A 14,514-nucleotide genomic window follows, 5' to 3' on the forward strand; every position below is an offset into this window, starting at 1 on the left:
ATGCTGAGCCGTGTGCTGACTCTGGCCCTGGCCGCCCTGCTGGCCCTGTCTCTCTTCGCCTGCGGCAAAAAAAGCGATGACAATTCCACCGGCTCCTCCGGTGCCGCATCCTATCAGGTCGGCATCTGCAGCTATGCGGACGATGCATCCCTGAACCAGATCGTGGACAACATCGAGTCCCGGCTCAAGGCCATCGGCCAGGAGAAGGGCGTCACCTTCGAGATCAGCTATGATAACTGCAACACCGATTCCGCCGTGCTGAATCAGATCATCGCCAACTTCATGGCCGACAAGGTGGACCTGATGATCGGCGTAGCCACTCCCGTGGCCGTGGCCATGCAGGCTGCCACCGAGGGCACTGACATTCCCGTGGTCTTTGCCGCCGTGTCCGACCCTGTGGGTGCGGGTCTGGTGGAAAGTCTGGAGGCCCCCGGCGCCAACATCACCGGTACCTCCGACTATCTGGACACCGATGCCATTCTGGACCTGATTTTCGCCGCCGACCCTGATGCCAGGAACATCGCCCTGCTGTATGACCTGGGGCAGGACTCCTCTGCCGCTCCCATCAAGAATGCCAAGGCGTACCTGGACAAGAGGGGCGTGTCCTACAAGGAGTATAACGGCACCACCACCGACGAGATCAGTCTGGCCGTCAGCAGCATCGTGGCCGACAAGGCCGACGCCGTGTTCACCCCCACCGACAACACCGTGATGACCGCAGAGCTGGCCATTTACGAGGCTCTGGCCAAGGCCGGCATCCCCCACTACACCGGCGCTGACTCCTTCGCCCTGAACGGTGCGTTCCTGGGCTACGGCGTGGACTATGCCAACCTGGGCGTGGAAACCGCCAACATGGTCTCCGGCATTCTTCTGGACGGCAGCAAGCCCTCCGCCACCCCCGTGCTGACCTTCGACAACGGCACCGCCACCATCAACACCGACATCTGCAGGGAGCTGGGCCTGAACTATGACGAGCTGGCCAAGACCTTCGCCCCTCTGTGCACCAAGGTCCAGTCCATCGTCACCGCCGAGAGCTTCGACGATTTGAATCAATAAGGGAAACTCTGAATAAATCGTCTGCGGCTGAGCGGCGGATCTTTTGCCCCCAGTCTGCGGTTCGAAAAATGGGAAATACATACAGTATTCCCTCATTTTCCAAACCTTGCCTGGAACCAAAATCTTTCGCCGTCAGCTCTTGCCGATTTAATCAGAGCTTCCTAAGAAATCAAACATCCATCAGCGGGCCCCCGCTGATGACCCTCGCACCGCCCACTCGGGAAACAAACCCATTCTGCATGAAAGGAGAAGTCTCTCATGAACATTTTTTCTCTGGTCCAAACCGCCCTGGAGCTGGGCCTCATCTGCTCGCTGACCGTGCTGGCACTGTTTTTGAGCTACTCCATGCTCAATGTATGCGACCTTTCCACCGACGGCTGCTTCACTCTGGGTGCCGCTGTGGGTGCTATGGTAGCCATTGCCGGGCATCCCTACCTGGCCATTCTGGCCGCCATGGGCGCCGGAGCCCTCTCCGGCTTCATCACCGCCCTGCTGCAAACGAAAATGGGCATTGACAGCCTCCTGGCGGGCATCATCGTCAACACCGGACTCTACTCCATCAATATCGCCGTCATGGGCGGCTCCTCCCTGCTGAACATGAACAAAACCGAGACCGTGTTCACCAAGGCCCGGGCTCTGCTGCAGGGCACCTTCCTGGCTGAGCAGTATAAGCTGCTTGTGGCGGCCATCGCCGTGATTGCCGTGATCGTTTTTTTGGCCCTGTTTCTGCATACCCGCCTGGGTCTGGCCATCCGCGCCACCGGCGACAATCCCGACATGGTCCGCTCCTCCTCTATCAATCCCACCTTTACCACCATCGTAGGCCTGTGCGTGGCCAATGCCTTCACGGGGCTGTCCGGCTGCCTGCTGGCCCAAAGTCAAAAATCCGTCAGCATCGACATCGGCACCGGCATGGTGACCATCGCCCTGGCCTCCCTGCTCATGGGTCAGGTGCTGCTGGGCAAGGGCAGCATTCTCAAGCGGGCCATCGGCATGGTGGTGGGCGCCTTTGCCTTCCGCATGGTGTATACCATCGCCCTGCGGCTGGATATGCCCGCCTTCATGCTGAAGCTGGTGTCCTCGGTGATCGTGGTGCTGGCCATCGCCACCCCCTATTTCAAGAAGCAGCTGCCCATGCTGCGCCGCCGCATGGCTGCGCGAAAGGAGGCCCGCCTTCATGCTGAAGATTGAAAAAATATCCAAGACCTTCAACCCCGGCACCATCAATGAAAAGGCAGCCCTGCAGGGCCTGAGCCTGCACCTGCTCCCCGGGGATTTCGTCACCGTCATCGGCTCCAACGGCGCAGGCAAATCCACCCTCCTTAACGCCATCAGCGGCAGCTTTTTCACCGACAGCGGCAGCATTTATCTGGACGGAAGAAATATCACCTTCCTGCCGGAATATCAACGCTCCCGCCAAATCGGCCGTCTGTTCCAGGATCCTATGCGCGGCAGCGCCCCCCACATGACCATTGAGGAAAACCTCTCTCTGGCGGCGGCCTCCGGCGGCTGGCTCAGCTGGACATGGGCCTGGAGGACCGGATGAAGCAGCCCGTGGGGCTGCTTTCCGGCGGCCAGCGTCAGGCGCTGACGCTGGTGATGGCCACCTTCAAGCCGCCGAAGCTCCTGCTGCTGGATGAGCATACCGCTGCTCTGGACCCCGCCACGGCAGAAAAGGTGCTGGAAATCACCCGTCAGACCGTCTCGGAGAACCGTATCACCACCCTCATGGTCACCCACAATATGCACCAGGCCCTGGAGCTTGGCAACCGCACATTGATGATGGACAGAGGCCATATCATTCTGGATGTTGCCGGAGCGGAACGGGCGGGCATGACCGTGGAGGACCTGCTGGCTAAGTTCAAAAGCGGTGCTGGCAAGGCCCTGGACAATGACCGTATTCTCTTGTCGGAACAAACAAACTCGGATAAAAAAGGCGCATCGAATGCCACGGGCTGATCACGAAGCATGGAACAAAACAGTCTGTCCGGCGTGGCAAGGGCAAATAACATCACCGAGAGAAGCAAAAAGCTCTTATGATATGAGGCGCTGGAACGGCAGCTTTTCGGATTTTTATCATGACGGCAAGCCTTTGCCGGCCGGTGCCGGCGTTTCTGCAGTAACGATTGAATATTTCCAGAATTTGTAAATAATGGAAAAAATCAGACATGTTTCCGGCCGATATTTAGAACTGCACGGCATCTCTGTATGTGTATTTTTAATTGCATATACCGGATGTTTGTGATAATATATATAGAACGCCATTGGTGTAGAAGCGGCCGCATGCCCGGCTTGTGGACATACCAAAATAAAGAAAGAAGGCAGGTTTATGAAAAGCACACACTTAAGAAAACGCATTGTGGCTGCATTGCTGGCCGTGGTGTTAGCTGTTAGTTTGGCTGCGCCATCTCTGGCAATTGAGGAAACAGGCGTCTCGAAATCAGGCAGCAACGGGCTGACTTGGGAGGAAATAGACAGCAGCTCTGTTCAGGTAGAGTCCCCCATTCAGGCGAATACCGGCGTAGTGGAAAAGACGGTAGAACACGAAGACACCGATATGGTTCGTGTCTCCATTATTCTAAAGGACGCCTCTACCCTGGAAAAGGGCTTTACCTCTGATGAGATTGCAGCTGCTGATCGCAGCGCCATGCAATATCGGCGGAAGCTGGAGAAGCAGCAGGACAGCATGGCTGCCGCCATCTCCAAGCAGGCACTGAATGGTGCAACGCTGGATGTTGTTTGGAATTTGACATTGGCAGCCAATATCATTTCTGCAAATGTCCAATATGGGCAGATCGAGAAAATCAAGGAAGTTGCCGGTGTGCAGGAGGTCATTCTTGAGAACCGGTATGAGCCCTGCGTGGTGAAGCAGGAGGAGACGGCGGATCCCAATATGGCTACCTCCGATAAGATGATCGGCTCCAGCGCTGCGTGGGCGGCAGGCTATACCGGCGCAGGAAGCCGGATCGCAATTATCGACACCGGCGCCGATGTGGATCATCCCTCTCTGGATCCGGATGCGCTGAAATATGCCCTGCAGGGGAGTAATGCGACGATCATGACGGAGGCTGACTTGACCGATGAGGTGCTGAATCAGCTAAATGCATATACTCGCAAAGCCGGACTGACCGCAGCAGATTTTTATGTCAACGAGAAGATCCCGTTTGGCTTTAACTATGTGGATGCGGACACGGATATCACGCATGATAATGATACGCAGGGCGATCATGGCTCGCACGTGACCGGTATCGCGGCGGGAAACCGTTTTGTTAAGGACGAAGCCGGAAACTATGTCGCAGCGTTGGACTCCGTCATGACGCAGGGCGTGGCGCCCGATGCGCAGATCCTGACGATGAAGGTCTTCGGCAAGCGCGGCGGCGCCTATGATTCAGACTACATGGTCGCGATTGAAGACGCCATGGTGCTGGGCGCGGACGCAGCGAACCTCTCCCTGGGCGGAAGCTTCCCGGGCTACTCCGAGTATACGGAAGAGAAATACCGTCATATTCTTGATGAAATCGTTGGCAGCGGCATGGTTGTCACAATTTCTGCAGGTAATTCCGGCAGCTGGTTTGACCAGACTGCGTTTGGCCTTCCCTATGCGGGCAGTGTGAACTGGGCTACAAACGGCAGCCCCGGCTCCTATGTTAACTCGCTGTGTGTAGCCTCCGTCGATAACGCGGGCGTTACAGACAATTATCTGAAGGTCAAAGGTCATAACATGACCTACACGGAAAAAAGCTATCAGAACAAACCGATCTATACCATCGGCGGAAGCCATGAGTATATTTATCTGGACAAGATCGGTACCGCGGAAGAGTTCGCAGCAGTCAAGGATGTCCTGGCAGGAAAAATTGCAATTTGCAATCGAGGCGATACCTCATTTTACGAGAAGGCAGAAGCCGCGGTTGCCAATGGCGCAATTGCGACCATTATCGTGAATAATCAGCCGGGCTCCAATTATATGGATCTGACCGATTATACAAAAACGGAGCCCTGCGTCTCTATTTCTCAGACGGATGGCGCATTCCTGCGTGAAAGCTCCACGAAGGTGACGAGCCAGGATGGCAGTGTTCTGTATTATAGCGGTGAGATGTTTGTGAGCTCCGAGCGGGAGTCCTGGGATCTGGGAGAAGACTACTATACGATGAGCAGCTTCTCCAGCTGGGGCATTCCCGGCGCCCTGACGATGAAGCCGGAGATCACGGCGCCCGGCGGCCGGATCTACTCCCTGAAGGACGGCGGAGAGTATCAGAATATGTCTGGTACCTCTATGGCTTCTCCGCAGGTAGCCGGAATGGCGGCGCTGGTCGCTGAGTACATTAAGCAGAATGATCTGGCCGAAAAGACGGGACTGGCTGTGCGTACGCTGGCCCAAAGCCTGCTGATGTCAACTGCTCAGCCGATCGTTGAGAAGCAGGGTGTTGATGAGCAGGGGAAGACACTGGAGGGTTACTACTCTGTTCTGCAGCAGGGTGCAGGCCTTGCAAATATCGGCGCGGCTGTAAATAGCGGAAGCTATTTGATGATGGATCAGGATGCAACAGATTCGTATGCAGACGGAAAGATCAAAGCCGAGCTGGGAGACGATCCCCAGCGCACCGGTGAGTATTCCTTTGGCTTTACGCTGTACAATCTGGAGAATACGGACAGCACGTTTACCTTAAGCGCTGATTTCTTTACGCAGGCGGCACTTCAGGGCGAGCTCAATAACGGGAACGGGCAAGTCATGAATTTCTCGGACAAAAAGACTGCCGCATTAGCCGCAGACGTTGTCTGGGACGTGGATGGGAAAACGCTGAAGCCGGAAATGCCTGCGGAGCTGGACGGCTGCGATTTTGACGGAAGCGGCAAGGTAACTGCGGATGACGGTCAGGCGCTGCTGGACTATGTGACCGGCGTGCGGACCGAGATCAGCGGCAAGAGCCGTGCGGATCTGGATAAGGACGGAGACATCGATACCTATGATGCTTACCTGTTCTTCTCCCGCTTGAGCAACGCTGCCGTGACGGTTCCTGCAAACGGAAAAATTCACGTCACGATTCGTGCAAAGGTTCTTGGTCTGGACAGCTACGACGAAAAGAACGGCGGTGCAGGCGCTTATGTCGAGGGTTATGTATTTGCCAACGAGGTAAGCAGTAAAGAGGGTGTCGAAGGGACCAGCCATTCTATCCCGGTGCTGGGCTACTACGGAAATTGGACCGATGCCTCCATGTTTGATGTCGGCAGCTTTATTCAGTATCACTACGGCATGGAGACCCGTCCTCCCTACATGCTTGCTGCAATTCAGCAGGCAGCGCAGCTCCAGTCGCTGACCATAAAATACAAAGGCGTGGATGACTCCTATTCCCTTGGCGGAAATCTGTATGTAGACGACGGATTCTACGATGCAGATCGTTACTCCATCAACCCGGATACCGCAAAGATCTCTGATATTTATTTCAGCCTGATCCGAAATGCGGCCAATGGCCGGATCACTGTGACCGGCGAGGACGGTACGGTATATCTCAACAAGGAGACTCAGGCTCCGATCATTGGCGCCTACTATTTCTCGAACCAGAAGACGTGGATGCAGGTGCAGAGCGGCTTGTCCGTGGATTGTGCGCCGGATGCCGCGGAAGGCGAAAAGCTGACTGTGAAGCTTACCATGGCGCCGGAGTATTATGTGGATTACAGCGGCTCGACGCTTTCGACGGATTGGGATGCGCTTGGTGAGGGAGCAAGTCAGACCTATACGATGTTTGTTGACAAGACTGCTCCTACGCTGACCGACATTACGCTTTCCGAGGACCTGATCAACGACGGACGGGTCATGACCGTTACGGCCTCCGACAACAGATATGTTGCAGCAGCGGTGCTGTACGATTACTCGACCGGGAAAATCCTTGCGAGGACGGGCGGTTCTCCGAAGGGAGCAAGCCGCGGCGAGGCTGTTACCATGTCGTTGGATGCAAACGGAACAGCAAATGCAGCACATCTGCTGCTGCAGGTATATGACTACGCAAACAACTGCAGTACCTACAAGATCAATCTGAACAAGTCTGAGCTGAATGATCCTGTTGAGGTTTCCTTGAATCGCAGCACGCTGAAGCTTTTCAAGGGCGGCACGGCGACGCTGGAGGCGGAAGTTACGCCTTTCGGCATCCATCCCGATACGGTGACCTGGACCAGCGACAATACGAATGTGGCTACCGTGGACGAAGACGGTACGGTTACCGGCATTGGAGATGGCACTGCCACGATCACGGCAACCTCTGTAAAGGATCCTACCAAGAGTGCAGCCTGCACGGTTACCGTTGAGGTTTTGAAGGTTACGCTGACCGGCGCGCTGATGGATGGCTCCTCCACCTCCCAGTTCTATACGTGGGATATGGAAAATGATACTACATGGACGCCGGGGGCTGTGATGGAGGTCGATGGCATTACCTCTACCGCATATGACACGGATCGCAACAATGTCATTGTGGTTGACGGAAATGAACGGAAGCTCCATCAGGTCGACATGGAGAGCGGCAAGGTTCTGGCGGACTATGATGCCGTTGCGGGCGGTAACTTTAATGTGCCGCTGTTTGATCTGGAATACAGCGAGCTGTTTACCAAGGGCGACATTCCGGCCTGCTATAGTATCTATAACTTTATGCTCAACAAGCCTGCGGAACTGGGCAGCATTCGCACGGACGGCTTCATGCTGTTCATGGATTTCCTGCTTTACGGAAACGGAGCCGATAAGTTTACGGCGATGACCTCGCTCGGCAAGACAAAGCTTGATCTGGATCAGGACGGCACTGCGGAAACGGATGCGGAGGTGCTGCTGCTGCTGGATAACCGCGGCAACGTGTGGACCTTCCAGATTTATGACGGGATCGACTACAGCAGTACGACAGGCAAATACGAGATTGCAAGGTCTAACCTGACCAGTGCATTTAAAATGTACTTCATGGGCGACGATAACGGCACGCCGCTGTGCTCTATGGTTCCCACAACGGTCAATGGACAGCTGGCATTGTATTTGTCCTACTTTACCGGCAAGGCCAATGAGCTCTACCGTCTGACATACGATTCCGCCAAGAACTTCTGGACCGGCGAAAAGCTGGCCAGCTTCGGCGAGAATGTATATCCGGCAACGATCCTGAAGATCGACAATCATGAGGCCAACCAGACGGAGCTGGAGCAGATCGTAAGCAATCTGCCGCTTGGCTCCCACACGGTACAGTCTCAGGATTTGACAGACATGCTCAATTCTGCTGCGGTTGAAGAAGCGGCCGCGTCTTATGGTGCGCTCAATACAGCAGCAGAAAAAACCGCATCGGCGAAACCGGCGGCTGACATCGCGAGCGAACAGCCTGCATCCTCGGAGATCATCACCTCGGAGGATCAGAACACGGTCACCCTGAAGCTGGTGCCGGGAGGAACGGCCCCCACCACGAACGGGCTTATGAGCGTCAGCTACGATGCTGCCGGCTGGGAGCTGAAGAATGTCATTGGAAACACGCAGTATTTCTCCTACAAGGCTGAAGCCGGAAAGGTAACGCTTGGTTATGTTTCCGTGGACAGCATGCCTGCCGGAGAACAAGTCGCAGAGCTGACGTTCACCAGGACGAATGCCGGCAAGGACGCCGATCCTCGGTTCACGGTCCAAAAGACAGAGCGCAATGAACAGCGGATCGATGAGGTGGAGCATCTGACGGCAAGCAGCAACCGGGATGATCCGTGCCCGTCGAAGGAATTCCGGGATCTCAGCACAACGGCTTGGTACCATGAGTCCGTGGACTATGTGTTGTCTAAGGGCATTATGCAGGGCTACGGCGACGGCACCTTCCGCCCCGATGAGACCGCGACCCGTGCCCAGGTGGTGACGCTGCTCTATCGCATTGCGGGAGAACCTGCTGTGGATGATTCCAAGGCCCTGCCCTTCACTGACGTGAATCTGGAGAGCTGGTACGGCAGCGCCCTGCGCTGGGCTTACCAGAACGGCATCACCACCGGTGTCAGCGCGGATACCTTTGCGCCTGACGACTGCGTGACGCGCGAGCAGATGGTTTCCTTCCTCGCTCGGTATGCCAAGGTGACCGGCGCCTATGAAAAGGTGTCCGAAGACCTGAGCAGCTTCTCTGACAGAGATCGTGTCTCCTCCTATGCTGTGGAATCCATGCAGTGGGCTGTTGCCAACGGCTTTATTCTCGGCACAGAAACGGGCAAGCTGGAGCCCATGGCTACGGCCACCCGTGCTCAGCTTGCGGCAGTGGTCGCCAGATACTGCCAGAGCATTCGCTGATTTCTATCCGAAACGGCGTGCTTACCGGGGGCGTATTGCCCCGCGGTGAGCACGGAGCAAGCCCCAGGGCTTGACAAAAAACCAAAGTGCAAAAGCAGCCCCACAGAAGTGTTTCTGTGGGGCTGTTTAGACTCTCAAGGCCCTGCTTAGCCGAAAGTCAGTGTCCGTTTATGATACCACTTTCCGCGGCCTCGCAGCGGCACTTCGGGGGGCAGCCGCCATGATCCTGCTCTGGTGGTTTACATAAAGTTCACAATTGTAACGCTTTTGTTGGCAAAACGTTGTTGCATTTTGGCGGCTTCCCGGTATAATAGGATAGGAACAAACGGCGGCGGATGCCGTCTGGAGAATAGGCGGCATTCTGCCGTAGAACCACCGGAGAAGGAGATTTAAATGGGTAAATTTGAAAAAGGCAAACGCCCGACGCAGGCTCAGTCCTATGCCGAGCCGCAGCGTGCGCCGAAAAAGAAAAAGCAGAAAAAGCAGTCCCGCCTCGGCCTGATCGTCGCGCTGCTGGCTGCAGCCGTCGTGCTCGTCGGCTGCGGCGTGGGCTATATGTTCCTGCGCGACGACGGCAGGATCGTCAACAACCTCTATGTCGCGGGTGTCGATCTCAGCGGCATGACGAAGGAGGAGGCGCGCGCCGCGCTCGAAAAGGGCGTGAGCGTCTATGGGAAGGAAAATATGAACGTCGCGCTTTACACGCGCCCCTATGACACGTTCACCTCGACATATGACCCGGCGCAGATCCCGCTCGTCGACATTTTCGGCAAGCCTCTCGATGCCTCCGCGCAGACCGAGGCGACGGAGCCGACCGAGACCGAGCCTTCGGAGACGGAGCCGGTGACGGAAGCGCCGACCGAGGCCCCGACGGAGGAGCCGACCGAGGACCCGAACACCCCGCTCGACGAGGACGGCAAGCCGATGACGCTGCTGACAAAGCTGTGCCTGACGCCGTCGGACACGGCGGTCCGCCTCGACCTCGACAAGGCCGTGGAGGCTGCCTATGCCTACGGCCGCGGCGGCGGCCTGTTCTCCCGCGTGAAGAAGAACGCGCTGACGGAGCGCACCGATCTGAACGTCGCCGATTTCCTCACGCTCGATGAAAGCTACGTCCGCACGATGCTGGACGAATATGCCAAGGACGCCGTGAGCGAAAAGACGGAGCCCTCCGTCACCGAGGGCACGACGACCGTGACGGACGACGAGGGCGAGGAGCGCGAGCTCAAGACCCTGACGGTCAAGCTCGGCAGCGCGGGCCGCGAGATCAACACGGACGAGCTGTACAAGGCCGTGCTCACCGCCTATGCCGACGCGAATTTCGAGATGCAGTATGTGGTGGAGGAGGACCTGCCGGAGGCTTTTGACCTCGACGCCCTGTACCACAAGTATTATGTTGCGCCGGTGAACGCCGTGTGCAACGAGGACACCTATGAAGTGACCGACGGCTCGGACGGCTACGGCTTCGACATCAAAAAGGCCATGGACGAGCTGGAGAAGGCAGGCCCCGGCGGCGAGGTCACGCTGACGCTCGACGTCATCGAGCCGCAGTACACGAAGGAATCCCTGCAGGAGAAGCTGTTCCACGATGAGCTTGCCAGCTATGACAGCCCGTACAACGCCGGTCTCATCGGCCGAAGCGAGAACCTGCGTCTGGCCTGCCTGGCCATCAACGGCTATGTGCTCAAGCCCGGCGAGACGTTCTCGTTCAACGGTGTCGTCGGCGAGCGCACGGCGGCCAAGGGCTACAAGGAGGGCGGCGTGTATGTCGGCGGCGAGACCGTCCAGCAGCTCGGCGGCGGCGTCTGCCAGGTCGCGTCCGTGCTGTACTACTGCACGCTGAAATCTGACCTCGAGGTCATCGCGCGGCAGGAGCACCAGTATGTGCCGGACTATATTCCCTGGGGCATGGACGCCACGATCTACTGGGGCAGCCTCGACTATAAATTCCGCAACAACACGACCTATCCCATCCGCATTCTGGCGGAGGCCTCCGGCGGCTATGTCCGCGTGCGCTTCATGGGCACGGAGACGAAGGATTACACCGTGGAGCTGGACTACAAGGCCACGATGACCCACAAGAGCAAGACCGAGGAGGTCGAGATCTCCAAGGGCATGAAGAACTACGACAAGTACAAGGACTATAAGGACGGCGAGCGCATCCAGGTCGGCTACGACGGCTATGAGGTCGATACCTACCGCATGAAGTACGACAAGAACGGCAAGCTGCTGTCCACGGAGAAGGTCAACCACTCGAGCTACGACTGGCGCAACCGTCTGGTCGCCAAGCTCGTCGAGGAGACGGAGCCCCCCACGGAGGCGCCGACGGAGCCGACGGAAAGCCCGACGGAAAGCCCGACGGAAAAGCCCACGGAGCCGGAGCCGACGGAACCGCCCACGGACGCCCCGACCGAGTCCACCGGCGGCGATGAAGAAGCGCCGTGATCTTAAAAACCGGACCGGCTCACCCAAATGAGCCGGTCCGATTTTTGTATCTGACAGGATAGAAAGGCACGGGGCAAGCGGAAAGCGGAGAACCTGCCAAGGCTGCCGGCCGTGCGTTGTAGGGGACGGCGTCCTCGACGTCTCGTGGCGCAACGGCAAATTTCCGTGCACTCTCGTCGACCGCACACGCCATTGTAGGGGAGCGGACAGCCGTGCCCGGCGCCGCACTTGCGTCTAGTACAGGCTGCCGTTAAAATGGCAAACGCCTCCGAATTGTCATTGCGAGGAGGCCAAAGGCCGACGTGGCGCCCTGAGCGCTCCCCATTCCTAACTCCTAATTTCTAATTTCTAACTTCAAATTATCATCGAAAGGATCCGACTCATGCAAGCATTCTGCGATCTTTGGACGGCGCGCGGGCGCGCCGTGACGGACACACCGTGGCAGGAATATCCCCGCCCCGCGCTGCGGCGCGACTCCTATCTCAATCTGAACGGCCTGTGGGATTTCGCCGCGGCCGCCGAACCGCCCACCTCCTTCGACCGGACCATTCGCGTCCCCTTCCCGCCGGAGTCTCTGCTGTCCGGCATCCACGAGGTCTTCCCCGAGGAGACGCCTCTGTGGTACCGCCGCAGCTTCCGCCTGCCGGAGGGCTTCGTGCGCGGCCGCGTGCTGCTGCACTTCGGCGCGGTCGACCAGATCGCAGAGGTCTGGGTCAACGGCACGGCGATTGGCCGCCACACGGGCGGCTATTTTCCCTTCACCCTCGACATCACGGACTGCCTGCAGGACGAAAACACCCTGCTCGTGCGCGTGGAGGACCATCTTTCCAATAACGTTCTGCCCTACGGCAAGCAGAAGCACGAGCGCGGCGGCATCTGGTATACGCCGGTGTCCGGCATCTGGCAGACCGTCTGGCTCGAGAGCGTGCCGGAGGCCCATATCCGCGCCGTCCGCATCGACGCCGCACCGGAGCGCGTCCGCTTTGCGGTCGAGGGCGCTTCGGACGGCCTGCTGCGCATCCGCACGCCGGAAAACGAGCGCATCGAGCTGCCGTTTGCGGACGGCCGCGCCGAGCTCTGCCTTGCGGAGCCGCGCCTGTGGTCACCGGAGGATCCGTGGCTCTATGACGTGACGGTCGAGACGGCGGACGACCGCGTCGAGACGTATTTTGCCATCCGCACACTCGATATCCGCACCGTGAACGGCCTGCCGCGCCTGTGTCTGAACGGCAAGCCGTATTTCTTCCACGGCGTGCTCGATCAGGGCTACTGGAGCGACGGCCTGCTCACCCCGGCCTCGCCCGCGTGCTTCGCCGACGATATCCGCGCCATGAAGGCTCTTGGCTTCAACACGCTGCGCAAGCACCTGAAGGTCGAGCCGGAGCTGTTCTACTATGCGTGCGACCGCCTCGGCATGGTCGTATTTCAGGACATGGTCAACAACGGCGACTATGACATCCACCGCGATCTGGAGCTGCCGAATTCCGGCCTGCTGCGGCTGGACGACCGCGCGCTGCACCCGGAGCCGGACATCCGCGCGGAATTCCTGCGCGCCATGGAGCTGACGGTCCGCACGCGCGGACAGCACCCGTGCATCTGCTGCTGGACGGTCTTCAACGAGGGCTGGGGCCAGTTCGACAGTCAGGCACAGTATGAGCGCCTGCGCGCCCTCGACCCCACGCGCCCCATCGACACGACGTCCGGCTGGTTCTTCTGCGGCCAGAGCGACGTGGAGAGCGTGCACATCTACGCCATGCCCGTGCGTGTACAGCCGGGGGACAAGCCCATCGTGCTGTCGGAATTCGGCGGCTATGCCTATAAGGTCCCGGGCCACAGCTTCAATCCCTACGCGACCTACAGCTACAGCCTCTACCCCACGCAGGAGGCGTTCCGGCGTGCGCTGGAGGACCTGTACCGCAAGGAGGTCCTGCCCGCGCGGGACAACGGCCTGTGCGCCGCCATTTATACCCAGCTCTCGGACGTGGAGGACGAAGTCAACGGCCTTGTGACCTATGACCGCGCGCTGTGCAAGGCCGACGAGGCCCGCATGCGCGAGATCGCGGAGCTGCTGCAATTTTAACGGTTGGGGCGGCGCGGGGAAGTTGTGGGGAAGCAGGCAGCCGCGCCGGGCGCAACGGCGGCGATTCGTAAAGGCTGTCGGTAAAACGTACCAGCCAATTGCGTCTGCAGCGGCGCTCAGGGAACGCCCGGTAGAAGCCTATTCAATCGCGCAAGGGCGCTGGTGCACCGCCGCACCGCCTGACGTGTCATTGCGAGGAGCGAAGCGACGTGGCAATCTCGGGAAGGCAGTTACGATTTCGCCGATGGCTTTCCCACGATGCGGCCGGGTACTGCAAGATTGCACCCCAAGGGCACTTCCTCGCGCTTCGCGCTCAGGGCGCCACGTCGGCCTTCGGCCTCCTCGCAATGACAATTCGGGGGCGTTTGCCATTTTGACGGTGGCTTGTACAGACTGCAAGTGCATCGCCGGGCTCGGCTGTCCGCTCCCCTGCAATGCGCAGTTGGTGGCCTTATGCCATAAAATCAATGCCGCAAAAATTGTCAGCCTGCATGACGGTCACGGACCGCCATGCAGGCTGACTCAGGCTGTCGAAAAACCTGCCCAGCCGGAGGTTTCGGAGGGAAGAAAAGTGTGAAAGGAAACCGTCAGGGTTTCCTTTCGCGTTCAATAACCCGCCGCAGCGGCAGAATTGCAAAATAATACTACAAAATTTCAT

The 14,514-nt window shown here is 58.2% G+C and carries 6 protein-coding genes and 1 pseudogene; 6 read left to right on the plus strand and 1 reads right to left on the minus strand.

Annotated elements, in window-relative coordinates:
• The 6 genes and pseudogenes from ACMKFF_RS00835 to ACMKFF_RS00860 form a co-directional block, all read left to right on the plus strand.
• On the plus strand, positions 1-1,056 hold a 1,056-nt coding region (locus ACMKFF_RS00835), incomplete at its 5' end, for an ABC transporter substrate-binding protein (protein ID WP_419495748.1).
• Positions 1,057-1,314: 258 nt separating this feature from the next.
• Entirely contained in the window at positions 1,315-2,247 is a 933-nt protein-coding gene (locus ACMKFF_RS00840; RefSeq protein ID WP_419495749.1) for an ABC transporter permease, read from the plus strand.
• Positions 2,234-3,015 (plus strand): annotated as a pseudogene (locus ACMKFF_RS00845) (ABC transporter ATP-binding protein). Before ACMKFF_RS00840 ends, ACMKFF_RS00845 begins: the two are co-directional and overlap by 14 nt.
• A gap of 370 nt (positions 3,016-3,385) precedes the next feature.
• Positions 3,386-9,331, plus strand: a complete 5,946-nt coding sequence (locus ACMKFF_RS00850) for a S8 family serine peptidase (protein WP_419495750.1) — start codon at positions 3,386-3,388, stop codon at positions 9,329-9,331.
• Positions 9,332-9,724: 393 nt separating this feature from the next.
• Entirely contained in the window at positions 9,725-11,776 is a 2,052-nt protein-coding gene (locus tag ACMKFF_RS00855; RefSeq protein WP_419495751.1) for a VanW family protein, read from the plus strand.
• A 382-nt stretch (positions 11,777-12,158) separates the two neighbouring features.
• On the plus strand, positions 12,159-13,856 hold the full coding sequence (locus ACMKFF_RS00860) for a glycoside hydrolase family 2 protein (protein WP_419495752.1): 1,698 nt from the start codon (positions 12,159-12,161) through the stop codon (positions 13,854-13,856).
• A 451-nt stretch (positions 13,857-14,307) separates the two neighbouring features.
• On the opposite strand, the gene ACMKFF_RS00865 is transcribed toward ACMKFF_RS00860, so the two are convergent.
• Positions 14,308-14,514 (minus strand): hypothetical protein (locus tag ACMKFF_RS00865; RefSeq protein WP_419495753.1); only part of this gene is annotated, 207 nt, incomplete at its 5' end.

This window comes from Faecousia sp., assembly GCF_048519415.1.
In the GTDB taxonomy this organism is placed as follows: domain Bacteria; phylum Bacillota; class Clostridia; order Oscillospirales; family Oscillospiraceae; genus JAZOXB01.

Excerpts from the sequence above, each read along its gene's own strand:
- ACMKFF_RS00855 (WP_419495751.1), top strand. The coding sequence starts at position 9,725 with ATGGGTAAATTTGAAAAAGGCAAACGCCCGACGCAGGCTCAGTCCTAT.
- ACMKFF_RS00860 (WP_419495752.1), top strand. The coding sequence starts at position 12,159 with ATGCAAGCATTCTGCGATCTTTGGACGGCGCGCGGGCGCGCCGTGACG.
- ACMKFF_RS00840 (WP_419495749.1), top strand. The coding sequence starts at position 1,315 with ATGAACATTTTTTCTCTGGTCCAAACCGCCCTGGAGCTGGGCCTCATC.
- ACMKFF_RS00850 (WP_419495750.1), top strand. The coding sequence starts at position 3,386 with ATGAAAAGCACACACTTAAGAAAACGCATTGTGGCTGCATTGCTGGCC.